The organism is Streptomyces sp. BBFR25, assembly GCF_044590125.1.
GTDB classification, from domain to species: Bacteria; Actinomycetota; Actinomycetes; order Streptomycetales; family Streptomycetaceae; genus Streptomyces; species Streptomyces canus_D.
The window spans coordinates 1,147,309-1,173,486 of the sequence record NZ_CP172447.1 but is presented as its reverse complement, the minus strand read 5'-3'; the positions used below and the strand labels follow the sequence as shown (position 1 = coordinate 1,173,486).

General features: G+C 72.0%; 24 protein-coding genes. 17 read left to right on the top strand and 7 right to left on the bottom strand.

Features of this window, described 5'->3' with window-relative positions:
* Genes ACGH52_RS05160 through ACGH52_RS05135 form a run of 6 tightly spaced genes read left to right on the top strand, consistent with a single transcriptional unit; the run spans window position 1 to window position 5,440 of the window.
* On the top strand, window positions 1–774 hold the full coding sequence (locus ACGH52_RS05160) for an ABC transporter ATP-binding protein (RefSeq protein ID WP_076973048.1): 774 nt from the start codon (window positions 1–3) through the stop codon (window positions 772–774).
* A 14-nt stretch (window positions 775–788) separates the two neighbouring features.
* Complete coding sequence (locus ACGH52_RS05155) at window positions 789–1,799, top strand: ABC transporter substrate-binding protein (protein ID WP_399937902.1); 1,011 nt, start codon at window positions 789–791, stop codon at window positions 1,797–1,799.
* Between the two features lie 53 nt (window positions 1,800–1,852).
* Window positions 1,853–2,605 (top strand): methyltransferase, encoded by a 753-nt coding sequence (locus tag ACGH52_RS05150; RefSeq protein WP_399937900.1) that lies wholly within the window; start codon window positions 1,853–1,855, stop codon window positions 2,603–2,605.
* The gene (locus ACGH52_RS05145; protein WP_399937898.1) at window positions 2,602–3,411 is read left to right on the top strand and encodes a Rossmann-like domain-containing protein; all 810 of its coding nucleotides are present in this window, start codon (window positions 2,602–2,604) and stop codon (window positions 3,409–3,411) included. Before ACGH52_RS05150 ends, ACGH52_RS05145 begins: the two co-directional genes overlap by 4 nt.
* Window positions 3,408–4,454: a GHMP kinase gene (locus ACGH52_RS05140; RefSeq protein ID WP_399937896.1), complete on the top strand. Its 1,047-nt coding sequence runs from the start codon at window positions 3,408–3,410 to the stop codon at window positions 4,452–4,454. Before ACGH52_RS05145 ends, ACGH52_RS05140 begins: the two co-directional genes overlap by 4 nt.
* Entirely contained in the window at window positions 4,412–5,440 is a 1,029-nt protein-coding gene (locus ACGH52_RS05135) for a pyridoxal-phosphate dependent enzyme (protein WP_210975459.1), read from the top strand. Before ACGH52_RS05140 ends, ACGH52_RS05135 begins: the two co-directional genes overlap by 43 nt.
* A gap of 22 nt (window positions 5,441–5,462) precedes the next feature.
* Here ACGH52_RS05135 and ACGH52_RS05130 read toward each other — a convergent pair whose 3' ends face one another.
* The 4 genes from ACGH52_RS05130 to ACGH52_RS05115 all read right to left on the bottom strand — a co-directional run bounded on the left by ACGH52_RS05130 (window position 5,463) and on the right by ACGH52_RS05115 (window position 10,770).
* A complete protein-coding gene (locus tag ACGH52_RS05130) occupies window positions 5,463–6,089 on the bottom strand; it encodes a histidine phosphatase family protein (protein WP_399937894.1) in 627 nt (208 codons plus the stop codon).
* A 137-nt stretch (window positions 6,090–6,226) separates the two neighbouring features.
* Window positions 6,227–8,386 (bottom strand): SpoIIE family protein phosphatase, encoded by a 2,160-nt coding sequence (locus ACGH52_RS05125; protein ID WP_399937892.1) that lies wholly within the window; start codon window positions 8,384–8,386, stop codon window positions 6,227–6,229.
* A gap of 171 nt (window positions 8,387–8,557) precedes the next feature.
* Window positions 8,558–9,742, bottom strand: a complete 1,185-nt coding sequence (locus tag ACGH52_RS05120; protein WP_399937890.1) for a type III polyketide synthase — start codon at window positions 9,740–9,742, stop codon at window positions 8,558–8,560.
* A 296-nt stretch (window positions 9,743–10,038) separates the two neighbouring features.
* Complete coding sequence (locus ACGH52_RS05115) at window positions 10,039–10,770, bottom strand: TetR/AcrR family transcriptional regulator (RefSeq protein ID WP_399937888.1); 732 nt, start codon at window positions 10,768–10,770, stop codon at window positions 10,039–10,041.
* A 148-nt stretch (window positions 10,771–10,918) separates the two neighbouring features.
* Between ACGH52_RS05115 and ACGH52_RS05110 the strand changes: the two genes are divergently transcribed.
* Window positions 10,919–12,067, top strand: coding sequence for an FAD-dependent oxidoreductase (locus ACGH52_RS05110; RefSeq protein ID WP_399937886.1), 1,149 nt, complete (start codon window positions 10,919–10,921; stop codon window positions 12,065–12,067).
* 33 nt (window positions 12,068–12,100) lie between these two features.
* Here ACGH52_RS05110 and ACGH52_RS05105 read toward each other — a convergent pair whose 3' ends face one another.
* The gene (locus tag ACGH52_RS05105) at window positions 12,101–12,556 is read right to left on the bottom strand and encodes a DoxX family protein (protein WP_076973038.1); all 456 of its coding nucleotides are present in this window, start codon (window positions 12,554–12,556) and stop codon (window positions 12,101–12,103) included.
* A gap of 314 nt (window positions 12,557–12,870) precedes the next feature.
* Here ACGH52_RS05105 and ACGH52_RS05100 point away from each other — a divergent pair, with 314 nt between their 5' ends.
* The 4 genes from ACGH52_RS05100 (at window position 12,871) to ACGH52_RS05085 (ending at window position 15,517) form a co-directional block, all read left to right on the top strand.
* Window positions 12,871–13,593 carry a lytic polysaccharide monooxygenase gene (locus tag ACGH52_RS05100; RefSeq protein WP_399937884.1) on the top strand — a complete coding sequence of 241 codons (723 nt, stop codon included), beginning with the start codon at window positions 12,871–12,873 and terminating at the stop codon, window positions 13,591–13,593.
* Between the two features lie 128 nt (window positions 13,594–13,721).
* Window positions 13,722–14,153 carry an NfeD family protein gene (locus tag ACGH52_RS05095; RefSeq protein WP_076973036.1) on the top strand — a complete coding sequence of 144 codons (432 nt, stop codon included), beginning with the start codon at window positions 13,722–13,724 and terminating at the stop codon, window positions 14,151–14,153.
* Between the two features lie 2 nt (window positions 14,154–14,155).
* Window positions 14,156–15,202 carry an SPFH domain-containing protein gene (locus tag ACGH52_RS05090; RefSeq protein ID WP_171987013.1) on the top strand — a complete coding sequence of 349 codons (1,047 nt, stop codon included), beginning with the start codon at window positions 14,156–14,158 and terminating at the stop codon, window positions 15,200–15,202.
* Between the two features lie 102 nt (window positions 15,203–15,304).
* The gene (locus ACGH52_RS05085; RefSeq protein WP_076973384.1) at window positions 15,305–15,517 is read left to right on the top strand and encodes a hypothetical protein; all 213 of its coding nucleotides are present in this window, start codon (window positions 15,305–15,307) and stop codon (window positions 15,515–15,517) included.
* Here the strand turns inward: ACGH52_RS05085 and ACGH52_RS05080 are convergent.
* Window positions 15,495–16,436: a DUF3152 domain-containing protein gene (locus tag ACGH52_RS05080; RefSeq protein WP_121701211.1), complete on the bottom strand. Its 942-nt coding sequence runs from the start codon at window positions 16,434–16,436 to the stop codon at window positions 15,495–15,497. The genes ACGH52_RS05085 and ACGH52_RS05080 overlap by 23 nt on opposite strands.
* Before the next feature lie 113 nt (window positions 16,437–16,549).
* Between ACGH52_RS05080 and ACGH52_RS05075 the strand changes: the two genes are divergently transcribed.
* The 6 genes from ACGH52_RS05075 (at window position 16,550) to ACGH52_RS05050 (ending at window position 24,511) form a co-directional block, all read left to right on the top strand.
* The gene (locus ACGH52_RS05075; RefSeq protein ID WP_076973034.1) at window positions 16,550–17,239 is read left to right on the top strand and encodes a response regulator transcription factor; all 690 of its coding nucleotides are present in this window, start codon (window positions 16,550–16,552) and stop codon (window positions 17,237–17,239) included.
* A gap of 26 nt (window positions 17,240–17,265) precedes the next feature.
* Window positions 17,266–18,747 (top strand): HAMP domain-containing sensor histidine kinase, encoded by a 1,482-nt coding sequence (locus ACGH52_RS05070; protein WP_193777486.1) that lies wholly within the window; start codon window positions 17,266–17,268, stop codon window positions 18,745–18,747.
* Window positions 18,744–19,373: a GerMN domain-containing protein gene (locus ACGH52_RS05065; RefSeq protein ID WP_121701210.1), complete on the top strand. Its 630-nt coding sequence runs from the start codon at window positions 18,744–18,746 to the stop codon at window positions 19,371–19,373. The genes ACGH52_RS05070 and ACGH52_RS05065 overlap by 4 nt, the downstream gene beginning before the upstream one ends.
* Before the next feature lie 107 nt (window positions 19,374–19,480).
* Window positions 19,481–22,285: a hypothetical protein gene (locus ACGH52_RS05060; protein ID WP_399937880.1), complete on the top strand. Its 2,805-nt coding sequence runs from the start codon at window positions 19,481–19,483 to the stop codon at window positions 22,283–22,285.
* Between the two features lie 97 nt (window positions 22,286–22,382).
* Complete coding sequence (gene ctaD, locus ACGH52_RS05055) at window positions 22,383–24,104, top strand: cytochrome c oxidase subunit I (protein WP_059297319.1); 1,722 nt, start codon at window positions 22,383–22,385, stop codon at window positions 24,102–24,104.
* The gene (locus ACGH52_RS05050; RefSeq protein WP_076973030.1) at window positions 24,101–24,511 is read left to right on the top strand and encodes a cytochrome c oxidase subunit 4; all 411 of its coding nucleotides are present in this window, start codon (window positions 24,101–24,103) and stop codon (window positions 24,509–24,511) included. Before ctaD ends, ACGH52_RS05050 begins: the two co-directional genes overlap by 4 nt.
* On the opposite strand, the gene ACGH52_RS05045 is transcribed toward ACGH52_RS05050, so the two are convergent.
* The gene (locus ACGH52_RS05045; RefSeq protein ID WP_399937878.1) at window positions 24,487–26,127 is read right to left on the bottom strand and encodes a cytochrome bc complex cytochrome b subunit; all 1,641 of its coding nucleotides are present in this window, start codon (window positions 26,125–26,127) and stop codon (window positions 24,487–24,489) included. The genes ACGH52_RS05050 and ACGH52_RS05045 overlap by 25 nt on opposite strands.
* Between the last annotated feature and the right edge of the window lie 51 nt (window positions 26,128–26,178).

The following is a 26,178-nucleotide window of genomic DNA, read 5'->3' as shown; positions in this document are numbered from 1 at the left end:
GTGGACCTGAAACTCGATGAACTCACCGTGGTGACGGACGGCCGAAGTCTCGTGCGCGGGCTGTCCCTGGAAGTGCCGGACGGGCAGGTCGTCGGGCTCGTGGGACCCAACGGAAGCGGCAAGTCCACCGCGCTGCGGTGTGTGTACCGGGCCCTGCGGCCCAGCTCCGGAACCGTCTGGGTGGGGGAGCGGGACCTGACGCGGATCCCGCTGCGCGACAGCGCCCGCACCGTCGCGGCCATGACCCAGGACGGTGGCGTCGACTTCGACTTCACGGTCGAGGAGGTCGTCGCCCTCGGACGCGCGCCCCACCTCCGCGGGAACCAGCCGCTCAGCGGCCGGGAACGCGGCCTGTGCGAGCGGGCGATGGACCGGCTCGACATCGGGCACCTCGCGCACCGGGGCGTTCTGACACTGTCGGGCGGTGAGCGCCAGCGCGTCCTGCTGGCCCGCGCACTCGTCCAGGAACCGCGGATCCTCGTCCTCGACGAGCCCACCAACCACCTGGACGTCCGCCACCAGGTCGACCTGCTCTCGCTCCTGCGGGGGTCCGGACTGACCGTCCTCGTCGTCCTGCACGACCTCAACCTCGCCGCGGCGGCCTGCGACCGCATCGGCGTCCTCTCCCAAGGCCGCCTGGTCGCCTCCGGCACACCCGAGGCCGTGCTCACCGCACAACTCGTCGGCGACGTCTTCGGTGTCACGGCCAGCGTCGTCCCCCACCCGCTGACCGGCGGTCCCCAGCTCCTGTACTCGCTCAACCCCACCCGCTGAAAGGCTGCTCACGCATGCGTACAACCCGAACCCCCGGCGCCCTTGGCCGACCTGCCGCTCTCGGCTCCGTCCTGGCGGCGGCCCTCGTGCTCGGCGGATGCGGCGCCGAGGTCGAGTCGGACGCCAAGGAGTCCGACAGGGTCACCGTCAAGCGTTGCGGTGAACCCGTCGCGTACACGGTGCCCGAGCGGGCCGTCGCCTACGAAGGCGGCAGCGCGGACAAGCTGTTCGCCCTCGGCCTCACGGAGCACGTGCACGGCTATGTGATGCCTCCCGCGAACCCGCCGGTGAGCGAGTCCCCTTGGGCGTCCGAGTACGCGAAGGTCGAGATGCTCAGCGACGACCTCCTGAACAAGGAGGTCGTGGTCGAGGCCAAGTCCGATCTCGTCGTGGCCGGCTGGAACTCCGGCTTCAAGGACGAGCGGGGCATCACGCCCGAGATCCTGGACAAGCTCGGCATCCAGAGCTTCATGCACACCGAGAGCTGCTTCAACTACCCGGGGCACCCCGAGAAGATGAGCCCCTTCGAGGCGCTCTACACCGACCTCGAACGCCTCGGCGAGATCTTCCGGGTCGAGCAGAAGGCCGGAGAAGTCGTCGACGGGCTGAAGAAGCGCGTGGCGGCGGTCGAGGCCCAGGCCCCCGAGGGCGATCCGGTGCCCGTCTTCCTCTACGACTCCGGCACCGACCAGCCGTTCACCGCGGGCAACCAGGTGCCCCCCAACGACATCATCAAGTCGGCGGGCGGCAGGAACGTCTTCGACGGCCTCGACGAGCGCTGGACCCAGGTCAACTGGGAATCCGTCGCCGAGGCCGAGCCCGAAGTCGTCGTCATCCTCGACTACGGCGACCAGCCCGCCCAGGAGAAGATCGACTTTCTGCGGAAGTCCCCGCACACCAAGGGGCTCCCCGCCGTGCGGAACAACAACTTCTTCGTCCTCGACTACAACGAGGGCATCAGCGGGCCCCGCAACATCGACGGCCTGGAGAAGTTCGCCACCTACCTGCGCGAACACCAGGGCTGAGCCACCGCGCCACCACCCCCTCGTACCGACCGTACCGACAAGGAAAGGACCCCATGGACCGCCACGCGATCGGCCAGGCTCTCGTCGAACAGCTGCCGCCACCACTGCCAGCCGACCGGATCATCGCCCTCAACCAGCCCAAGCAGGACCTGCACACCACCCGTTCCTACGAGTGGAACGGCTGGACGTTCGACGTCCCGCCCGGTGTCTTCATACCCGGCTGGACCAGCCGCCTGATCCACGAGCGGGTGCTCGACGGCCGTATCGAGACCCGCGGCCTGCGGTACGCCGCCATGGGGGTCGGCCTGGGCGTTGAGGCGGTGGCGGCAGGCATCCGGGGCGCTCGGGAGATCCACGCGCTCGACGTCCACCCGCAGAGCGTGGCCGCCGCCACCGGTCACTACCGCCGCCTGGTCGGCGAGCGTCCGGACACCACGTTCCGCCCCGCGGTGAGCGACGTCTTCGACGCTCTCCCCGAGGACGTCCAACTGGACGTCGTCACCTTCAACCCGCCCGCCGTCAGCCAGACCGTCAGCGACGACCCCGATGTCGTACGCAACGTCTGCGTGGGAGCACCGCTGCTGGCCAAGTTCTTCGCCCAGGTCGCGGAGAAGGACCTGCTGGCCCCCGGCGGCGAGATCCACGTCATCGCCTCCAACACCGCGGACCTGCGGGCCCTGGTCCAACACGCCCTGGACCACGGACTCAGCCCCCGGATCGACCACCTCCACGACTGGCGGGACGGCGTGCTGACCATCCTCTTCCGTATCACCCACGACACGCCCCGCACCGGAGGACGGCGATGAAGCACACCGCGGACCTCCTGGCCGCCGTCCTCGCGGGCGAGCACGGGCCCCGCCCCGCCGACCTCGTCGCCACCAGCGTGTTCTGGGTGCACCACGGCACCCGGCTGGCCGGCGGCAACACCACCTACCTCAACCAGTACGTGCTCGTACGCCTGGGCGACTCCTTCGGCGGCTGTGCCTTCGAGGCCGGCGAGGTCGACCCGTCCCTGTGCCGTGACGCCTCCGGAGCCGCCCTGGACACGCTGCTGGGCGATGTGCCCCGGCCCCTGCTGATCGCGGCGCTCGACGCCTACCTCAGCTCCGTCCGCCCGCACCGGGCGGCGGCCGAGGCCGAAGCGGTCACCCTGCCCGCCGGGACACCCGAGACCCGGGCACGGGCCCGGGACGCGGCCATCGCCGGACTCCTCGACATCGACGCCGGGGCCAGGGTCGGTCTGATCGGGGTGGTCAACCCGCTCGTCGCCGCGATCCGCGAGCGCGGCGGCGACCCCCTGCTCTGCGACTTCAACCTGCGCACCACCCAATGGGGCGACCCGGTGACCGACGACATGCACGAGGTCCTCGACACCGCCGACGTCGTCGTGGCCACCGGCATGACCCTCGGCAACGGCAGCTTCGACACCGTCCTGGCCCGCTGCCGTGAACGCGGCGTGCCGCTGGTGGTCTACGCGCAGACCGGCAGCGCCGTGGCGCGCGCCTTCCTCGGACGGGGCGTGACCGCTCTGTCCGCGGAGCCCTTCCCCTTCTCCCAGTTCAGCGCCGAACCCACCACCCTGTACCGCTACCGGGTGGCGGCCGACGCATGACGGCCACCACCCGCCCGCCGGAGGCCGCCGCCCGCGGCAGGGAGGGCATCGGAGACGGCACGGACGGCACCGGACGTGGCACGGAGGGCACCGGACGCGCCGCCTGCCATCACGGCGAGATCCTGCAGGGCGTCTTCCTCGACGAGCGGCGCCGCCCCGTCCAGGGACTGGTCACGCTGCCGATGAACGGACCGGGCAGCACCGCCCGGTTCGCGCACCGGCCCGGCAGCCCGCCGGACGAGGTGACGGTGACACCCGCCGGCCGGACCAAGGCGCGGGCGGCCGCCGTCCTCGCCGTACGGGAGTGCGCGGCGCACCACGACGCGAAGCCCTGCGGCGGGGACCTGGCCCTCACCGGGGACCTCCCGGTCGGACTGGGCATGGGCTCCTCCACCAGCGACGTCATCGCCACCGTGCGGGCGGTCGCCGACGCGTGGGGCGTGCTGCTGCCGTCGGAGACGATCGCCCGGATCGCGGTGCGCGCCGAAGGTGCCAGCGACCCCCTGATGCACGGCTCACGCCCCGTGCTCTTCGCACAGCGCGAGGGCCGGGTCCTCGAAGTGCTGGGCTCCGCCCTGCCGCCCGCCGTGGTGGTCGGGTGCACGCTCGCCAACGGCGCGCCGGTCGACACCCTCGCCCTTCCCGCCCTCCAGCACGACGACGACCTCGCCGCCTACGCACACCTGCGCGGGATGCTCCGCCGCGCGGTGACCACCGCCGACACCGCCCTGCTCGGCCGGGTCAGCACCGCCAGCGCCCGCCTGCGCCAACGCGTCCTGCGCCACCGGGAGTTCCCCACCCTCACCGCCGTCGCCGACAGCACGGGCGCCGTCGGCGTGCAGATCGCCCACAGCGGCAACGTGGCCGGTCTCCTCTTCGACCCCCGCGCGCCCGGCCTGCACCGCGGGCTGCGCCGCTGCACCCGTGCCCTGGAGCGCGCGGGCATCACACCGACCCGGACCTTCACCACCTTCGCGTCCCCCATCAGCGAGGAGTTCCCGTGGACGAACACATCTCGGACGCCATCGGCCGCCCGGACCTGATACGCCTCGACGACGGCCTCCTGTGCCTCCGCTTCGAGACCATGAAGGTCGTCTCCGCCCTCGCCGCCGTACGCCACCTGCTCGACACCGGAGCCGTACGGCGCGGAGACACCCTCGTCGACAGTTCCAGCGGCATCTACGCCTACGCCCTCGCCCTGGCCTGCCACCGCTACGGCATGCGCTGCCACATCGTCGGCTCCACCACCGTCGACGACACCCTGCGCACCCAACTCGACATACTGGGCGCCCACCTGGAGCAGATGCCGCCCAGCAGCAGCCTCGAACTCGACCAGAACCGCCGTGTCGCCCGCGTCCGCGAGATCCTGCGCGAGCATCCGCACTACCACTGGATGCGCCAGTACCACGACGACGTCCACTACCTCGGCTACGAAGCCGTCGCCGAACAGATCGACGACGGGATCGGCGGCGGCTGCCTCACCTTCGTCGGAGGAGTGGGCTCCGGAGCCTCCACCGGCGCGCTCACCCACTACCTGAGGAAACGCTCCGTCGACGTACGGCTCGTGGGCGTCCAGCCGTACGGGAGCGTCACCTTCGGCAGCGAGCACGTCGCCGACCCGGAGATCATCATCGCCGGCATCGGCAGCTCCATCCCCTTCGGCAACGTCCGCCACGACCTCTACGACGTCCTGCACTGGCTCGCCTTCGACGCCGCCCTCGCCGGCAGCGTCGACCTGCTGCGCCGGCACGCCGTGTTCGCGGGCCTGTCGACCGGGGCCGCCTATCTCGCCGCCCAGTGGGAACGCCGTGAAGAGCCCGGTCGGCCGGTGCTGTTCATCGCCGCCGACACCGGACACCGGTACGTCGACACCGTGTTCGCCCGGCACCGCGAGGCCGCCCGGATCGATGCCCTGGCCCCCCGGCCGGTGGGCGACAGGCGCGAACTGGCCCTCCCGTGGTCACGCATGAGCTGGAACGGGTCGCCCGCGCCGGAGGGAGCGCTCGCCGGACAGGACACCACGACGTGACGCGCTCCCGGGCTTCGGGGCCTCAGACGTGCAGCTCGGTGGGAAACCCGGTCCAGCGCAGCTCGGCGGCCAGGTGCCGCATGTCGTTCGAGAGGAGGACGGAGGCGGCTCGGCCGGGCGCGTAGCGGATGACGGTGAGCGCCGCGTTGGCGTGGTTGAGACCGAGCCACCGCCACTTCGGCGCGTGCATGGCGTCGCGGACGAGCCAGGCGATGAGGAAGTTGTGGGTGACGACCAGTTCGTGCCGGTCCTGATCGCCCTCCGCCACCGCCCCGGTGAAACGACGCACCGCCTGACGGGCGAGTTCGGGACCACGCCTGCGTTCCTCCTCCGTGGCACCGGCGAGGAAGTCGAGGTAGAAGTCGGCCGACCCGGCCGGGAGCTCGTCCCGTTCGGGCAGGTGGGGCACGTAGTCACCGGCGCACTCCGCGACGCGCGCGGTGACACCCTCCAGTTCGTCCGTGACCAGACGCGCGGTCTCTTCAGCCCGTGGCAGGGGGCCGTGGTGGACGGCGGTCAGGGGAACGTCGCGGAGGCGTCGGCCGAGCAGGGTGGCCTGTCGCCGCCCGGCGTCCGTCAGCCCGCTCTCGTCCGGGGAGGCCTCGCCGTGCCGCGCTAGATAGAGGTAACGGGTGGCCGTTCCGGTCATCTCGAATTCCTCGGGGCGCTGGGGACCTTGTCCATCCACGGACGTCGGACCCCCGCGCCCCGGTTCCCTTCACCCCGCGAGCCACGCGAGCCGAGCGCACCGCACGAGCCGAGCGGACGTACGGTCCCGCAGTCGCCTCAGCGCACGACCTCCGCCCAGACCACCTTGCCGGTGTCCGTCCACCGCACTCCCCACCGGCTGGTGAGCCGGTGCACCACGTGCAGGCCGCGGCCCCCGTCGTCGAGGAGACCGCCCCGGCCCAGCCGCGGTCTGCCGTTGCCGGTGTCGCCGACCTCGCACAGCAGGCCGGGGCCGGCCCTGATCAGCCGTACCGTGATGGGGCCGCCGGCGAACCGGACCGCGTTGGTGACCAGTTCGCTGACCAGGAGCAGCACACTGTCCCGGGTGCCGTCCCGGGTGCGCCACTGCCGCAGCAGCGCGGCGACCAGCGCCCGGGCCCGCGCGGCCGCGTCGTCGCGGGCGGGCAGCCGCCAGGTCGCGGTGTCGCCCTTGCGGTAGCCGATCATGCGCGCGAGCAGCAGGGTCACGTCGTCGCGCTGGCGCGTCGGCATCACCTCGGAGACCACCCGCCGCGCCGCCTGCTGCAGCGTGTCCCAGGGATGCACCGCGGACACGGCCGCCGCCAGCCTGCCGATGCCCTCGTCGATCGGCACGGCCGGGTCCTCGACCAGACCGTCGGTGTAGAGAGCGAGCAGGGAGCCCGGGGGTGCAACGAACGTGTGCACGGCGAACGGCTCCCGCAGCGCGAACTCGGCGCCCAGGCCGGGATGCGGGTGGACCGGGAGAGGGGCGGCGCGTCCGTCCGGCGACACCAGGATCGGCGGCAGGTGGCCCGCGCTGGACAGCGCCAACCGGTGGCTGACGGGGTCGTAGACGGCGATGCAGCAGGTCGAGCCGAGGGCGCTGTACCCGGCCGCCAGCCCGGACTCCGAGTCGTCCAGGAGCGTCACCGTCTCGTCCAGGTGCTCCAGCACCTCGTCGGGGGCCAGTCCGGCGGACAGCAGCGCGCGGGCCTCCATGCTCAGCTGGCCCATGGTCGCCGCGGCCCCCAGGCCGTGCCCGACGACATCGCCGACGACCAGTGCGGTACGACCGTCCGGCAGCGGAAAGCTGTTCACCCAGTCACCGCCGACGCCCGCACTGTCGGGAGTGGTGGGCTGGTAGACGCTGGCGGTCTGCACGGTTCCGCCGGCCGAACGCGGCAGCAACCGGCGTTGCAGGGCCAGCACCTGGGTGTGCTCGCGCTGGTGCTGGCGGGCCAGGTCGACGTGGTGGGAGGTTCGGGCCACCAGTTCCTGGAGGTCGAGCAGCTCGCTGTCGGCGAAGGGGCGGTCCGCCCGCCGCCAGACCTCCGCCACGCCCAGGACGACGGGCGGATCGCCCTCCAGGACCAGCGGTACGCAGGCCACACCCGCCGACCGGTCCCCGGGCACCAGGGCACGCACCAACCGCGGGCTGCCGAGCACCCGCTCGATCGCCTCGCGGTCGGGCAGGACGATGTACTGCGGGGCGTCGGCGCGCCGTATCGCCTGTGACAGCAGGCGGCTCGCGTCGCTGGGAAGGTCTTCGCCGAGCGTCACATAACCCTCGGGCCACGCCCGGTCCGGCACCAGGGCCGCCCGCCGCAGCCGGATGCGGCCCTGCGCCCGCTCGGCGACCCCCTCGCCCGTCCACACCGCGAAGTCGAGATCGACGGCGGCCACGTCCCCCCACGCCAGCAGGGACTCCGCCAGCGACTGCGCCGTCTCGCCGATGTCCAGCGACGTGCCGATCGCGGTCTCGGCGGCGTACAGGTGCAGCCTCCTGGCCATGGCGATCAGGGAGACGGTCAGGCCCTCCTGGGGCGCCGCCGCGGGCAGGATGCTCATCGAGACCACCAGCTCCGACCCGTCGCGGCGGCGCAGGCGCTGGACCCGGGCCACGTGTGCCTCGCCGGTGTCGAGGACCTGGCGCAACCGCCGGGTGACCGTCGGGACGTCACCCTGGGGCAGGAGATCGACGAACGGGCTCCCGATCACGGCATCCAGTCCCGCGAAGACGGGGGCTTCGAGATTGCGGTCGGTGACTCTCAGCTCCCGGTCCAGATTGACCGCGCCGAGAATCCGTTCCGGCGGGCCCGCTGCCGGATGATCGTGCTCCGGTTGATGCCCGGCGGGGTCGTCCGGCGAGTCGGCGGGATCGGCCCCCGCCGCTCCGTCACGCGGGATGTACCGCCCCAGGGCACTGCTGACCAGGTCGAACGGCGACGAGGACGAAGGGGAGGGTGTGGAGTCCATGCGGCTCCCTCAGCTCGCTCGCCAACCCCGGCACAGTGCCGGGGCCGTACCCGAACCCGTGCGGAAGAGCCCCGAGGATCCCGACCGCACACCCCATTCAATAACACCGGCGGACGCTTCGCCCACACCAGCGGACCGCACCGTGACCACGGACGGTGACCGTGGAGGGGCCTAGAGCCACTCCCCTTCCAGAGCGGTGGCCGTGAGGCCGGGGGCGGCCGCGTAGAGGACGGCACGGCTGCCCGCCTTCTGCCCGGCGTCGTGCGCCCGGCGCAGGATGTCGAACACGGCGGCGCCCCCGCGGTTGCCGCTGGTGTAGCTGTCCCGGCTGTACTCCAGCAGCCCCGACGGCCACTCGTCGGGCATCGTCTGCTCCATGTACTCCAGCACCCGGGTCCCGCCGGGGTGCGCGAGCAGGACGTCGGGGTGCCAGGAGGCGGGGTCGTCCTCGTAGCGGACGCGGAGCCACTCCCACATCGCGGTGACCGTCTCCTGCACCGCCCGCGGCCCGCGCCGGTCCATCACGAAGTGCGTGCCGTCCGCCCGCGTCTCCAGGCGGTGCAGGTCCCGTGTGCCCGGCAGGGTGTGGTGCCAGGCGGCGTCCAGCCGGAGCACCGACTCGCGCCTCGGGCGGCCGGTGACCACCGCGGCGACCGCGGTGTCCGCGAACAGCAGCCGGACGATCAGGGACTCCAGGGTGTCGTCCGCGGGCTGGTAGGTCGTGCTCAGCGCCTCGGAGATCACCACCAGGACCACCCGGTCGGGGTCGGCCGCCACCAGGTCCGCCGCCAGTGCCAGGGAACGGGTCCCGGCCACGCAGGCCCACTGGGTGGCCGGCAGCAGCATGGCGTCACCGCGCAGCGGCAGCCGGTTGGCCAGGGCCACGTCCAGTCCGGGCAGTGCCGGGGTGGTCGAGTTGCTGGTGATCAGGCAGTCGACGTCCGCGGCGTCCAGCCCGGCGATCTGCAGGGCCCCCCGCGCCGCACGTTCCCCGTAGGCCTGGACGGCCTCCCAGGCCGGGGCGGTGCGCTCCTGGACGGTCTGCGGGGCGGGTGCCGCCGCGAGGGCGGCGATCGCACGGTCCGCGTCCTGCTCGGTGAACCCGTCACGGACCAGCGCCGCCCGGGCGGCCCCGAGGTCGGCGGCCCCCAGGGCGCCACCTTCGCCGGGCGCGACGGCGGCCTCCAGGGGAAGCATCCAGCCGCGGGACTCGATGCCCGTACTGGCCGCTATGCCGTCGATCCGCGGCGCCCACGCCGCATCCGGATGCCGGTCGCGCACTTCCGCCACGATCTCGCTGGTCTTCACGGAATGCTCGCCATGTATCACGGCGGGAGCGCACAGGTAAGCGGCCACGTTCGGCACCTTTCTACGGGTTCTGCGGTGAGCGGGGGAGCAGGTGGGGGAGGGGAGAAAGGAAGAGCGGTGCGGGGGAGGAGGGCCCGCGTCACGAGCGCTGTGGCATGGCTCACCAGACTGCGACGCGACCAAGTCGACGGCGCTGCGCGCGACTTCGCGCGGCGCCTCTCACGTCGAGCATGGAGGCGAAAGGGGCATTTGCGCAGTGACCCACGCAACTTGGGCAGGCGTGGGATGCGTGAGACGGCGCACACGCCGAAGGCCGCCCGCCCGGCGGCCCGTCGTGTCCGGTGCTATCGGCCGGGCCGGTGAAGTGCCGTGATACCGGCCAGGACGAGGGTGATCCCGGAGAGGAACTGCTCACGGTCGTCGTGACCGCGCACCTGGTCCGCCACGGCCCGGGTGAAGGGGTACTCCTCCGGGTCGAGCCCTTCCCACGCCGTCGACACGGTGTCCAGGAACTCGTCCCGGTCCACGTCGCCGTGCCCCGACGGGCCGGCGCTCGCGGAGTTCGCCGTGTTCTGGCCGGCGGCGCCGAGGATGTAGTGCATCAGTGCCGAGGACGCCGTGAACCAGTCGGCCTCGGGGACGCCCATCGCCCGGACCTGGCGGCCGAGGCTCTCGAAGATGCGCGGCGCCACCGTCCCCCAGGGGCTGCGGGACAGCTGTGTCGCGAGCTGCGCGGCCAGCCACGGGTGCGCCTCGGTCGCGTCGAACAGGCCGAGGGCGACGGCGCGGATCGCGTCCTGCGGCGAGTCGGCGGGGTCGGCGGTACCGGCTGGGTCGGCGGGGTCGGCGCTCACGGCGTCGGCGACGACCGCGTCCGTGGCGGCGGTGAGCAGTTCGGCCTTCCCCGTGATGTGCCAGTAGATCGCCCCGGGGCCGGTCGAGAGGCGCTCGGCCAGCGCGCGGAAGGTGAGGCCGCGCTCTCCCACGGTGTCGAGGAGTTCGACGGCGGCCTCGACGATGCGCTCCCGCGAGAGGGGTTCCTGCCGCCGTTCCGGGCGACGCGACCTGGTTGCCATGGCCTCATCCTAAACCGCCTGGAACACCGTTCCAGCTTGACAGGGTCTGGAACGACGTTCCACTCTGGACATGCTGGAACACCGTTCCAGTCCCTTGTCGGTCCGTCCGGCCCCCGGTCCCGTGGGTCGCGATCAGGAGGTACGCACCATGACCACACACGTCACGATCGTCGGCGCCGGACTGGGCGGCCTCACGCTCGCCCGCGTTCTGCACGTCCACGGAATCCCGGCCACGGTCTACGAGGCCGAGACCTCCCCGACGGCCCGCGCGCAGGGCGGGATGCTCGACATACACGACCACAACGGCCGGCCCGCCCTGCGGACCGCGGGGCTGTCCGAGGAGTTCCGCGGTCTCGTCCTGGAGGGCCGTCAGGCGAGCCGGGCCCTCGCCCCGGACGGGACGGTCCTGTACGAGGAGGGCGACGACGGCACGGGCGGCCGCCCGGAGGTCATGCGCGGCGAACTGCGGCGGCTGTTGCTCGACTCACTCCCGGCCGGCACCGTCCGCTGGGGCCACAAGGTCCGTGCCGCCCACTCCCTCGGCGACGGCCGCCACGAGGTGGTGTTCGCCGACGGCACCTCCGTCGTCACGAGCCTTCTGGTCGGCGCGGACGGCGCGTGGTCCCGGGTGCGACCGCTGGTGTCCGACGCCACGCCCGAGTACGTCGGCATGTCGTTCGTCGAGACCTACCTCTTCGACGCCGACGTCAGGCACCCGGCCACCGCGAAGGCGGTCGGCGACGGCGCGATGTTCGCCCTCGCGCCCGGCAAGGCGATCCAGGCCCACCGGGAGAGCGGCGGGACCCTGCACGCCTACGTGGCCCTGCGCAAGCCGCGGGAGTGGTTCGACGGCATCGGTCTCCCCGGGGCGGCGGGCGCGGCGCGGGTGGCGGGGGAGTTCGCCGGATGGGCACCGGAGTTGACCGCGCTGATCACCGACGCCGACGCCGCACCGGTCCTGCGCCCGCTCCACACCCTGCCCGGCGCGCACCGGTGGGAGCGGGTGCCCGGAGTGACCCTGCTCGGCGACGCGGCCCACCTCATGCCCCCGTCCGGCGAAGGTGCCAACCTGGCCATGTACGACGGCGCCGAACTCGGCAGGGCCCTCGCCGCGCACCCCGGTGACGCGGAGGCCGCGCTCGCCGCGTACGAGCGCGACCTGTTCCCGCGTGGTGCGGAGGAGGCCGCCGACGCGTCCCGACTGCACGCGCTGATGTACGGCGACGACGCACCGTACGGCCTGATCGACATGTTCACCGGACAGGAGCAGGCGGGCGGCGCGGTGGTCCCGGGCTGACCACCGCTCGGTTCCGGTCGGGCCCGCCCGGGTTCAGGCGGACGTCGGCGTGTCCGTGGGCAGCGTCCGGGTGGTCCGTCGGCCGTCGTCACCCCGCCGTGGGCGGAGGCGGGAGGCCAGGCTCCAGCGGCCCGGACCGAGGGCGGCGACCAGGAGGAACGACCAGCAGAACATGGCCGCCGACTCCCCGCCGTTCTGGATGGGGAAGAGCCCGTCGGGCTGGTGCTCCACGAAGTAGGCATACGCCATGGATCCGGAGCACAGGATGGCCGCGGTGCGGGTGGCGAGGCCGCACAGCACCAGTGTGCCGCCGACGAGTTGCACCACGGCGGCCCACCAGCCGGGCCATGCGGCGAAGGCGGGGGCGGCTCCGTGCGGGCCGCCGAGGACGTCGAACAGGGTGGCGGCTCCGTGGCAGGCGAACAGCAGGCCTACGACGATGCGGAAGAGCGCGATCACGTGTTCCCTGCGTTTTTCCAGCGCTTCCAACGGTGGTGCTCCTCTCTTGCGCAGCGGCCGCGGGTCGCAACCGGGCGGCCGGTGGGGATGGTGCGCAGCACGGGGGCTGGGTCCGAGAGCGTCCCGAGGGAGGGGGGAGACGCACGACCCATTCGACCTTTAACCATCGCCCCGACCCTTGTCTAGACCAATAGCGCGACGAGTTGCGCGCCGGGGTCGTCGCGTCAAATGGGCTCCGCCTCTTGGCGGTTGATGGTGCGCAGACCCTTGACCGGACCGGCTTCGCCGCTATGGTCTAGACCTGAAGCCGTCAGGTCTAGACCTGTATCCGAAAGGGGCACGACATGCGCACCAAGAGACGGGTGGCCTTCGCGGTCGGGGCGCTGGTCGCTCCGCTGCTTGCCGTCAGCCTTCCGGCGAGCACGGCCAACGCCCACGGGTGGGTGACCTCGCCCGGCAGCCGGCAGGACCAGTGCGCCGCGGGGATCGTCGACTGCGGTCAGATCAAGTACGAGCCTCAGAGTGTCGAGGGCCCGAAGGGCCTGAACAGTTGCAGCGGCGGAAACAGCCAGTTCGCCGAACTCGACGACGACGGCAAGGGCTGGCGGGTCACACCGGTCGGCACCACACACACCTTCACCTGGCACCACACGGCGCGGCACGCCACCGCCAACTGGCAGTACTTCATCGGCAACCAGAAGATCGCCGAATTCGACGGCCGCGGCGCACAGCCCGCCCCGGACGTGAGCCACCAGGTGGACTTCGGCGCCTTCACCGGCCGTCAGAAGGTACTGGCCGTCTGGAACGTGGCGGACACCGGAAACGCCTTCTACTCCTGCATCGACGTCAACATCGGCGGCAGCGGCGGGGGTGACGGCGGCGGGGACGGCGACCCGGGCGCCTGCGACGGGCCGGCGTGGAACGCGGGCAGCGTCTACAGCGGCGGCGACACCGTCTCGTACGGCGGCCACACCTGGCGCGCCAAGTGGTGGGTGACCGGCGAGGAACCCGGCACCACCGGCGAATGGGGCGTCTGGGAGGACCTCGGAGCCTGCGCGGCCACCTGACCGCGTGACCGCGGTGGGCCGGCGCGCACCGACCGCGCCGGCCCCGGGCGCAGGTGCTCGCCGTTTCCGGACAGGTCCCCTTTTCGGAAAAGCCGGTAAAATAATTCAAAAGCGGAAAGGGGGCCGTGATGGATCCGTGGCTGATCTGGCTGATCGTTTCGGCGGTCCTGATCGTGGCGGAGATCTTCACCCTGACCGCCGCGCTCGGAATGCTGGGAGTGGCCGCGCTGATCACATCCGGATCGGCGGCGGCCGGGCTTTCCACGCCTTTTCAATTCCTCGTGTTCACGGTCGTCTCCGCGGTCACCCTCCTCTTCCTCCGCCCCGTCGCACTGCGCCACCTCGTCCAGCCCCAGAGTCAGCGCTTCGGAGTGGACGCCCTGATCGGGCAGGCCGCCTACGTCGTCGCCGACGTGACCGGAAGGGAAGGCCGGGTCCGTATCGGCGGTGAGGAATGGACGGCCCGTTCCTATGACGAGACGCTGGTGATCCCCCGGGGTGCGACCGTCGACGTTCTGGAGATCAGCGGCACCACCGCATTCGTCTATCCCCGGGAGTGACCATGGAAGCCTCGGCGTTCCTCATCGCCGGTGTGATCGTCGCGCTTCTCGCCGTTTTCACCGTGGTGCGGGCGGTGCGCATCGTGCCGCAGGCCCGCGCCCGCAACGTGGAACGGCTCGGCCGCTATCACCGCACGCTGAAACCCGGGCTCAGCGTGGTCATCCCGTACATTGACCGCGTCTATCCGGTGATCGACCTGCGCGAACAGGTGGTCTCCTTCAAGCCCCAACCGGTCATCACCGAGGACAACCTGGTCGTCGAGATCGACACCGTGCTGTACTTCCAGGTCACCGACCCGCGAGCGGCCTTCTACGAGATCGCGAACTTCCTCCAGGCGGTCGAGCAGCTCACCGTCACCACCCTGCGCAACGTCGTGGGATCCATGGATCTGGAGAAGACCCTCACCTCGCGCGACACCATCAACAGCCAACTGCGCGGGGTGCTCGACGAGGCCACCGGGAAATGGGGGCTGCGGGTGAACCGGGTGGAGATCAAGGCCATCGACCCGCCGCAGTCCATCAAGGACGCCATGCAGAAGCAGATGCGGGCCGAGCGGGACAAGCGGGCCGCGATCCTCGGAGCGGAGGGCCAGCGCCAGTCGCAGATCCTCACCGCCGAGGGCGACAAGCAGGCCGCCGTCCTGCGCGCCGAGGGCAACCGCACCGCCGAGATCCTCAAGGCGGAGGGACAGTCCCGGGCCATCGACGAGGTCTTCCAGGCCGTGCACCGCAACGACCCCGACCCCAAGCTCCTCGCCTACCAGTACCTCCAGGTGCTGCCGCAGCTGGCGCAGGGCTCGGGCAGCACGTTCTGGGTCATCCCCAGCGAGGTCACCTCCGCGCTCCAGGGAGTGTCCCGCGCCTTCACCGAGGCGCTGCCGCAGTCGCCGGCCACCCGGGAGAACCCGACGGACGACGGGGCCGCCCAGGCGGCCAACGACACGGCGCAGGCCGCCGAGGCCGCGGCACAGGCCCTCGCCGACGCGGCCAGGGCCAACGGCGTGCCCACCGAGGCAATGCGCTCGACACCCGTGGCCGAGGACCGCTGACAACCCCCAGCGCGCGGACGCGCTTTCCGGGCCTTCCCAACGTAAGGTAAAGTGAAGGCAAAGAGACCTTCAATGGATCTCACGAGCGTGGGTGTGGGCATCATGAGCAGTCACACGCAGAAGACGAAGACACCACGGCAGGTCGACGCGGCGTACGAGGACATCTGCCCGACCTGCGGCCACCGTGTCCCCGCCGAGATCCACCGGCACAAGACGCTGGGGATCAACGTTCCGGTCTGGGGCCCCGGCACCTGCCGGAACCCGGACTGCGGAAAGCGCGACGGCGACACCGTCAGCCGACCGCAGGGCCGGTGACGGCGCGACCGTCGGCGTCGTAGGGCCAGACGTTGGTGCGGCAGCCGTGCAGGCCCTTGATCTGCTGCATCATCACCGGCGCCGGACGTCCGGCCCCGGGGCAGCCCTCATGGCCGTGGCCGAGGAAGTGCCCCACCTCGTGGTTGATGATCAGCGCCCGGTACGACGTCACGTCGTCCGCGTAGTACTGCGTGGCCAGCAGCCACCGCTTCAGGTTCACCATGACGTCCTGGCCCACGTTGCAGTTGACCTCGCCGCCGGTGTCCAGGCCGTACTGACCGCATATGTCGTCCACCGTTCCCGCCGTGGCGAGCCGTACCCGGAAGTCGGACGCGCCCCCGGACACCCGCCGGAACCCCACTTTCCCGTCGGCGGTCCAGCCCCGCCCGTCGGCCAGGATGCGCTCCACCTCGGCCGCCACGTCCTGTGCCGGGATGCCGATGCCGTCCTCGACCTGCACCGTGTAGGTCAGCGTCCGCGCGCTCCCGCCGACCCGGTCACCGCCGCCGCCCGCCGTGGCGAACGTCCCGGGCCCGGACGACGGAATCGAGTCGGGGTCCGGCTTCTCCTGCTTCCCCTTCCCCTTCTCGTCCTCCTTCTCCTTCTCCGTCTCCCGCTCCTTCTCCTTCGCCGGGGCGGCCTGGGACCCGTCCTCCGGTGCCTTCTCCGTCCCACCAGCCGCGGACGACTCGGACGCCGGGGCCGCCGAGGGAGCACCGGCCGTGTCGGTGGAGGAGCCGGAGGGCTCCGTGGCCCCCTTGAGGGCCAGACCGCCGGCGAGCACCAGGACGGCCCCGGCCGCGAGCCCCGGCCACAGCAGACGGGGCCGGCCGCCGCGTCGGCGCCGGGAGCGGCCGGCGCGGCGTCGGCGGCCCGTGGCGGAGGTCGGCGGGGGAGTCGGTCGACGGCGCTGGTTCATGATCACAAAGGGTGCCCCGGGCGTGTGATCGTCCGTGGACGGCTTTTGGACCGCTGTGTAACAGCCGTCACCCGCGCGTGGTCTCCCCCCTGTGCACGCGCATACTGAGCTGCATGCCACGGGTCCTGATCATCGAAGACGACCGCGCCGTCCGGGACGGTGTGCGCCTGGCCCTGCGCCGACAGGGGCACGAGGTCGCCGCGGCCGCGACGGGCGAGGACGGACTGGAGCAGCTCCGGTCGTTCCGTCCCGACGCGGTGGTCCTCGACCTGATGCTGCCGGGCATGTCCGGCCTGGAGGTGTGCCGCCGCATACGCGTCCACGACCAGGTGCCGATCATCATGGCCACCGCCCGCGGCGACGACACCGACATCGTCGTCGGACTGGAGTCCGGAGCCGACGACTACGTCGTCAAACCGGTCCGCGCCCGCGTGCTGGACGCCCGCATACGCGCAGTGCTGCGCCGCGTGGGCGGCACGGCGGACGACCAGGGCACCGCGCGCACCGAACACCACGGCGACCTGGTCATCGACCGGGCCGGACTGACCGTCACCCACCAGGGACGGCCCGTCGCCCTCGGCCCCTCCGAACTGCGGCTGCTGCTCACCCTGTCGGCCTCGGCCGGGCAGGTGTTCAGCCGCCAGCAACTCCTGGAAGCGGTGTGGGAGCACAACTACCACGGGGACGCGCGGCTGGTGGACGCCTGCGTCAAGCGACTGCGGTCCAAGATCGGTGAGCCGCCGGGCAGTCCGCGTTACGTCCACACCGTGCGCGGCTTCGGCTACCGGTTCGGGCCCCGGTGAGAGTTCCCCGGATCTTGCGGGCGCTGATGGGGCTGCGCCTGAGGCTGGTGGTGACCTTCACCCTCGTCGCGGTCGTGGCCACGGTCACCACCGGCGCGCTGACCTTCCGCGAGGCACGGACCGGGGTCCTGCAACAGAGCCAGGACACGGTGATCGAGGATTTCCGGCACCGCGTCAACACCCTGGTGCCCAACTACCGGTTCCCACCCGACGCGGCCGGGCTGGAGTCGTTCGCCGCCGACGTCTCCAGGGGCGGGCGCTCCCAGCCGTGGCGGGTGCTGGTCGTGTACCGGGAGGCGAGCGCCACGTCCGTCCCCGGGGACGCCTTCGGCGAACTGTCCCCGGCGATGCGCGAGTCGGTACGCTCCCGCCTGGCCACCGTGTTCCAGCGGGTGTCGCACGACGGCCGCTCCTCGCTGGTCGTCGGGATGCCCGTCACCTTCGCCGGCCAGTACAGCACCGAGCGAGGCGCCTCCGGCCTCGAGGTCTACCTCACGGTGCCGCAGCAGGAGGAGCAGGGTTACGTCGACGCGCTGGTCACCGCCATCGAACGCGCCACCGTACCGGCCCTGGTCCTGGCCGTCCTGATCGCCCTCCTGGCCGCCCGCGGCGTACTGCGTCCGGTGCGGGCACTGCGCCGGGCGACCCGGAGCATCGCCGAGGGGCGGCTGGACACCCGGCTCGCGGTGCACGGCTCCGACGAACTCGCCGATCTCTCCCGCACCTTCAACGAGACCGCCGCGGCACTGGAGGGCTCGGTGGCGGAACTGCGGCGCATGGAGGCCGGCGCCCGTCGCTTCGCCGCGGACGTCTCCCACGAACTGCGCACCCCGCTGGCGGCGATGTCGGCGGTCACGGACGTGCTGGACGAGGACGCGGCCGGACTCGACGAGGACACCGCCATGGCGGTACGCCTGATCAGTACGGAGACCACCAAACTGGCCGAGCTGGTGGACGACCTGATGGAGATCTCCCGGTTCGACGCGGGCGCGGCCGCCCTGCACCTGGACGAGATCGACCTCGCCGAGTCCCTGCGCCGCACGCTCGCCTCCCGCGGCTGGCAGGACACCGTGGAGACCGGCCTGCCGGAACCGGGCGCGCTGCGCGGCCGCGTCGACCCGCGGCGCCTCGACGTGATCGTGGCGAACCTCGTCGCCAACGCCCTGAGGCACGGCGCGCCCCCGGTCCGCCTGGACCTCCACGCCCAGGACGACCCCCACGCCGGAAGGCAGGCCGTCGTCACGGTCCGCGACGGCGGGGGCGGCATCCCCGAGAGCGTCCTGCCCCACGTCTTCGACCGTTTCTACAAGTCGGCCGACGCCCGCGCCCGGAGCGAGGGCAGCGGCCTCGGCCTGGCCATCACCACGGAGAACGTCCGCCTGCACGGCGGTACCGTCCGGGCGGCCAACCACCCCGAGGGCGGCGCCGTCTTCACGGTCGTCCTGCCGCTCAGGCCCGACGCCGGCCAGGACCGGACGCCGACCCCGGCGAAGGAGGACCGCACATGAATCCGTCCGCCCGCGCCTTCCCGCTGCTGCTCGCGGCGCTGCTCCCGCTCTCCGCGTGCGGCATCCCCGGGACCGGAGTGGTCGAGGCGGGCGAACCCGCGACCGGCGTCCTGGACCCGGGCGTCACCTCCGCGCCCTCGGAGTCCGTGCCCGAGGCGGTGCCCCTGGTCAAGGTCCCGCTCTACTTCGTCGAGGACGGTTCCCTGGTCGCGGTGGACCGCACGGTGCCGGGCTCGACCGACCTCGGCAGCACCGTGCTCATGCTGTTCAAGGGGCCCGACGACCAGGAACGCGGGAATGGGCTGACCACCGAACTCCCGCCAGCCACCGAGGCTCCCACCATCCGCACCGACGGCACCGGCGTCAGCGTCCGGCTGCCGCGCAGCGCCGGGAGCCTCAGCGACACGGCCGTCGACCAACTGGCCTGCACCGTCGCCGTCGCCCGGCTGCGCCAGGACCCGGCACTGGGGAGCGCGCAGGTGACCGTGGAGCAGCCCGGCGGACGGCTGGCCGGCCGGTCCAGCGAGGACTGTCCGCTCGACACGGTGACGCGTAGGACGCCCTCGGTCCCCGGGACCGCGGCGAACCCCCGGACCGGCACGAGCACCGGCGGAACCGGCGGCTGACGGCTCACAGGCAACCCCAAGGATCTTCCTCCCCTCCTCCAACCGGGGGCGTCCGCACGGACGTTGCCCCCGACCGAGGTACCCCCGAGGTATTGAGGAGCGGATTCTTGATACGCGCTCGAACGATATGGGCCGCCGCGACAGCGGCCCTGACACTGGTGGGCGTCGCGCCCGCCGCGGCCCAGGCCGCACCGGAACCGCCCGGCCAGGCCGCGTCCCTGCGAGCGGCACCGGACGGCACCGCCGACCTGCCGCCCGGCTGGCGGATCACCGGCACCGGTACCGCGAGATCCCTTGAGTGGCGCTCCCCGCGGACCGTCCCGCCCGGTGACGCACGGGTGGAGTTCCACTCCGGCGGCCGCCTGCTGGGCGTACCCGAACCGGATCGCGACGGCGGGACCTTCCGCTTACCCCTGGACGAGACCCGGCCGACCGCACGCCACGGGCTGACCGACCTCCAGGTCCGCGCCGCCGGCCGCAGGCTGGACCAGGAACCGGGAGCCGCCGCCCGACAGCGCCGCCCCGCCGAAGCGCCCCCGGCGAAACTCCCGCCCCGCCTCCCCGCCGCCACCGTCGACCCGGGCAGACCCGGCCGGTTCGCCACGACCACCGGCGAGTACACGCTCGACCCGGTCCGGCTGCCCGGACTGGCCGCCCCGGTCGAGATGCGCGGCCTGGTCGTCGCGCCGAAGGACGCCACCGGCAAACGCCCCCTCGCGCTCTTCCTGCACGGCCGGCACGCCACCTGCTACGTCCCCGGGCAGGGCGAGGAGGCCGTCACGATCGACTGGCCCTGCGCCGACGGCGCCAAGCCCATCCCCAGCCACCGCGGCTATCTCCAGGACCAGAAACTGCTGGCCTCCCAGGGCTATGTGACCGTCTCGATCTCCGCCAACGGCATCAACGGCCAGGACGGCGACCTCGAGGACGGCGGCGCCCAGGCCCGCTCGTCCCTGGTCCGCTCCCACCTGGCCCGCTGGGCCGACTGGGCCGCCGCGGCCTCCACCGCCCCGGACGCCGTGCGCCGTGGCCCGAAGGCCGACCTGTCCCGCGTCCTGCTCGTCGGCCACTCCCGCGGCGGCGAAGGCGTCGACCGGGCGGCGATGGACAGCCTGTACCCGCCGCCCGCGGACCAGGACGGCGGTCGGGGCCCGGCCCGCTGGCACATCCGCGGCACCGTACTCATCGGCCCCACCGCCTTCGGCCAGAACCCGGTGCCCGACGTGCCGTCCCTGACGATCCTGCCGGGCTGCGACGGCGACGTCTCCGACCTCCAGGGGCAGCTCTACGTCGACGGCACCCGCGGCGTGAGCCGGGGCCGCGCGCTGCACAGCGCGGTCCATGTCACGGGCGCCAACCACAACTACTTCAACAGCGAATGGACGCCCGGCCAGGCCGCGGCTCCCGCCTCCGACGACTTCTGGGAGGACCCCGAGGACCCCGACCCGGTCTGCTCGGTGGACAGCCCCACCCGGCTCACCGCCGAACAGCAGCACCGGGCGGGCGCGACCTACATCGCCGCCGCCGCGCGGCTGTTCGTCGCCGGTGACGACCGGGTGCGCGAGCTGGTCGACGGCACCGGCCGCCGCGCCCCCTCGGCCGACCCGGCCCGGGTGCTGACCCACGCGGTCGGCGCGGGCCGCGGCGCCGGGTTCCTGCCGGACGGCGGCGTGAAGGTGACCGGCGGCGGCCGCCTGTGCTCCGCGGTCGACCCCGACCCGGGCGTCGCCTGCCTCGGCGAGGACGCGCACGGCTCCTCGCCGCACTTCGCGTACTGGTGGCCGGAGCGCGAGACCGGCCGCGGCGCGATCGCCCTGGACTGGTCGGCCCCCGGCACCGCGACCCGGGTCCGTCCCGGCGCCCCCGTCTCCCTGAACGGCGCGAAGAGCCTCGCCCTGCGCGTCATCGTGCCGCCGGGCAGCACCGGCACCCGGCTCGACGTGTCCGTCACCGACGCCGCCGGCCGGCGTGCCACCCTCGGCGCCGTCCGCGCCGACGGCCTCCCGGGCAGCGAACGCACCGCCTCCTACTGGGCGCAGGAACTGCGCGTACCGCTCACCGCCGCCACCCGCGCCGGAGTCGATCTGCGCCGCGTCACCACGCTGGAACTGACACCCCGTTCCCGGGCGGGCAAGGCCTGGCTGATGGACGCCTACGCGTGGCAGCCGGGCACACCTCCGGTACGGCCGGCCCCGCTGGCCCGCGTCGACGTCGGCCGGACGACGGTCGAGGAGGGCGACGCGGGCGTGCGCACCTACCACGTCCCGGTGCGGGTCTCCGGCAAGGGCACCGGCACGGTCCGGATGTACGTCATGGAAGGGTTCGGCCCGGCGGTCGAGGAACGCGTGGTCACCGTGCGCTCCGGCAAGCCCTTCGTCGACGTGCGCGTCAAGGTGACGGGCAACAAGCGCTACGGCGGCGACTCGACCCGCGACCTGCTGGTCAAGTCGGTGCACGGCTCCGTCGTCGGCTCCTACGCCGGTGGTGTGACGGTCCGGGAGGACGACCCGATGCCGGAGATCGGCGTGACGCCCGTCGCGGACCGGGTCACCGAGGGGCAGCCGCTGCGCTGGCGGGTCTCGCTCTCGGAGCCCGCCGACGTGGACCTGGGCACGGTGCTGGTGCCGGTCCCCGACGACACGCGCCCCGAACTGTCCACCAAGGATGTCGACCACGACTGGCTCCTGGAGACGGTGGGGGAGGTCCCCGACGGGGAGGTTCCGCTCTCCCGGCTGGACTACTTCGCGCTCTGGGTCTCGGTCCCGGCCGGTGAGACGGACGCCGAGGTGACGGTGCCCACCGTCGCCGACGAGGTCGCGGAGCCCACGGAGTACGTCGGATTCCGGAACACCGACGATGCCGGCGAGCCGCAGGGCCCGGTGCTGACCGGCACCGTGCTCGACGCCCCGTAACCCGACCGCCGCGCGCGGGTGCGGGTCCGGCACCGTCCGGTCCGCGCCCGCGTGCGCCAGGTGGCCCATCCGCCGGACGCCCGGCGCCGGCGTCGGCGTGGTCGTGGGCCTGGGCCCACAGGGCCTGGGTACTCTCCGCCGCATGGCGGTGGACAGAAGAACCGGGTCGCCGCGCCGGACACCGGCTCGGCAGCGGACCAACCGCACGCTGGGCCGGGCACTGGTGCGGTGGGCCACGACGACCGATCACAAGGTGATCGGCCATCTCTACCTGGCGACGTCGTTCGGCTTCTTCCTCTTCGGCGGCGTATTGGCCATGCTGATGCGCAGTGAACTCGCCCGGCCCGGACTGCAGTTGTTCAGCAACGAGCAGTACAACCAGCTGTTCACCGTGCACGGCACCATCATGATGCTGCTGTTCGCGACACCGCTGTTCGCCGGGTTCACCAACGTCATCATGCCCTTGCAGATCGGCGCCCCCGACCTGGCGTTCCCCCGGCTGAACGCGCTGTCGTACTGGATGTACCTGTTCGGCGGCCTGATGGTCGTGGCGGGGTTCCTGACACCCGGGGGAGCGGCCTCGTTCGGCTGGTTCGCCTACGCGCCGCTGAACAGCGCCACCTTCAGCCCGGGGCCCGGAGGTGACCTGTGGACGATGGGCCTGGTGGTGAGCGGCGTGTCGACCACGCTCAGCGCCGTCAACTTCATCACCACCATCATCTGCCTGCGCGCCCCCGGCATGACCATGTTCCGGATGCCGATCTTCACCTGGAACATCCTGTTCACGTCGATCCTGGTGCTGCCCGCCTTCCCCGTGCTCACCGCCGCGCTGCTGATGCTCGAGGCCGACCGGAAGTTCGGCGCGCACGTCTTCGACGCGGCGGGCGGCGGGGCGCTGTTGTGGCAGCACCTGTTCTGGTTCTTCGGCCATCCCGAGGTGTACATCGTCGCGCTGCCGTTCTTCGGCATCGTCACCGAGATCATCCCGGTCTTCAGCCGCAAGCCCATCTTTGGCTACGTCAGCCTGGTCGGCGCCACCATCGCCATCACCATGCTCTCCGCGGTGGTGTGGGCCCACCACATGTTCGCCACCGGCGCCGTGCTGCTCCCGTTCTTCTCCCTCATGTCGTTCCTCATCGCGGTGCCGACCGGGGTGAAGTTCTTCAACTGGATCGGCACCATGATGCGCGGCTCGCTCTCCTTCGAGACCCCCATGCTGTGGGCGTGCGGCTTCCTGGTGACGTTCCTGCTCGGCGGCATGAGCGGCGTCCTCATCGCCTCACCGCCCCTGGACTTCCATCTCACGGACTCGTACTTCATCGTCGCCCACCTGCACTACGTGCTGTTCGGCACGGTCGTCTTCGCGATGTTCGCCGGCTTCTACTTCTGGTGGCCGAAGTTCACCGGCAAGCTGCTCGACGAACGCATCGGGAAGATCCACTTCTGGACGCTCTTCGTAGGCTTCCAGACCACCTTCCTCGTCCAGCACTGGCTCGGCGAACAGGGCATGCCGCGCCGCTACGCCGACTACCTGGCCGCGGACGGCTTCACCACGCTGAACACCATCAGCTCCATCGGCGCCTTCCTCCTCGGGCTGTCCACCCTGCCGTTCCTCTACAACGTGTGGCGCACCCACCACTACGGGAAGAAGGTCGAGCAGGACGACCCCTGGGGCTACGGCCGTTCCCTCGAATGGGCCACCAGCAGCCCGCCGCCGCGCCACAACTTCACCTCGCTGCCCCGGATCCGCTCCGAGTCCCCGGCGTTCGACCTGCACCACCCCGACGTCAGCCGACACGATCAGAGGCATGTGCAGTGAGGACCGAATCCCGTCTGTTCACCGGTGTCGCGGTCTTCTTCGGCGCCGAGGCGGCGCTGTACGGCTGGTGGTCGCGCGAGCCCGCCGGCACGGCCGCGCTCGTCCTCGCCTTCCTCATGGCCCTGCTCGTCGCGTTCTTCCTGCGCGTGCAGTACCGCAAGCGCGGTCTGCGGGCGCAGGACCGCGGTGACGGCGAGGTCGTGGACACCGCGGGCCCGCTCGACTTCTTCCCGCCGCGCAGCGCCTGGCCGATCACGATCGCGCTGGCTGCCGTGGTGCTCGCGTTCGGCATCGTCTTCGGCCTGTGGCTGGCGCTGATCGGCTTCGGCCTGCTCGCCATGGGGGTCGGCGGACTGGTCTTCCAGTACGCCGACCGGGGCGTTCAGCGCTCCGGCTCGCCCGAGTAGGAGTCCCGTCCCGCCGCTTCCGGCGTCGAGCCTTGCTCCGGCTGCGTCTCCCCGACGTCGACCCCGTCGCCGTAGTACCACTCGCTGAGCGTCGCCCGCAGCCGGCTCACGTGCGGAGCGTCGCCCTCCTTCGGGGACGGCGCGAGCGGCTCGGGCTGCCCGCGGGTCCACAGCACGTACCGCTCCTCGGGGTCGAGGGGGCCGTGGCTCTCGGCGTAGCCGCCCGCGAGGGTCTGGTGCACCTCGCCCGTCTCCTCGCCCCCGGTCAGACGCTCGCGGTCGTGTTCCTGCAGCGCCAGGCAGACGCGCTTGGTCACGACGAAGGCCAACGGCGGCGCCAGGATCAGGGAGACCCGGAAGATCCAGGTGAGCAGGTTCAGCGAGACGTGGAAGGTGTGGGCCAGGATGTCGTTGCCACCGGCCAGCAGCAGCACACCGTAGAAGACGATCGCGGCGACGCCGAGCCCGGTGCGCACCGGCTTGTCCCGGGGCCGGTCGCACAGGTGGTGCTCCTCGTGGTCGCCCGTCACCCACCGTTCGAAGAACGGGTAGGCGTACAGCACCGCGAACAGGGCGCCCGGCAGCAGGACCGCCGGCACCAGCACGTTCCACATGACGGTGTGGCCCGCCACCGCCGTCTCGAACGGCGGCATCAGCCGCAGCGAACCCTCCAGGAAACCGACGTACCAGTCCGGCTGCGAGCCCGTGGAGACGATGTCGGGGCGGTAGGGGCCGTACGTCCAGATCGGGTTGATCTCGGCCACCGCCGCCAGCACCGTCAGGAGACCGAAGACCATGAAGAACAGGCCGGTGGAGTTCGTCATGAACTGCGGGAACATCGGCTTGCCCACCGCGTTGCGGTTGGTGCGCCCGCGGCCCGCCCACTGGGTGTGCTTCAAGTAGAAGACCAGGATCAGATGGAGCGTGACCAGCGCGACCAGCAGCGCGGGGAGCAGCAGGATGTGCACCGAGTACAGCCGCGGGACGATCTCCTCGCCCGGATACTCGCCGCCGAACACGAACATGCTGACGTACGTCCCCACCACCGGGACGGACAGCATGATCCCCTGGGCGATGCGCAGCCCCGTCCCGGACAGCAGGTCGTCCGGGAGCGAATAGCCGGCGAAGCCCTCGGCGAGCGCCAGCACGAAGAGCGTCACACCGATCAGCCAGTTGACCTCACGCGGTCGGCGGAACGCCCCGGTGAAGAAAATCCGCAGCAGATGCACCCCGATGGCCGACAGGAACACCAGCGCCGCCCAGTGATGCACCTGCCGGATCAGCAGCCCGCCGCGGACGTCGAAACTGATGTCCACCGTCGAGCGGTAGGCCTCCGACATGCTCACGCCCAGCAGGGGCTCGTACGAGCCGTCGTAGACGACCTCCGTCATCGAGGGCTTGAAGAACAGCGTCAGCCAGACCCCCGTCAACAGCAGCACGACGAAGCTGTACAGGGCGATCTCGCCCAGCAGGAACGACCAGTGCTCGGGGAAGGCCTTGCGCAGCAGCCGCCCGCCCTCGGAGACGGGGAGCCGCCCGTCGGCCCAGTCGACGGTGTGTTCGCCCGCGCGACGGGCCCGCGCACCGGCGCGGGCCCTTCTCCTCTGCAACAGCACGGCGCATGGGTTCCCCACCGCCCGTGCCGGAAACTACGCTCCGGTCGGGTA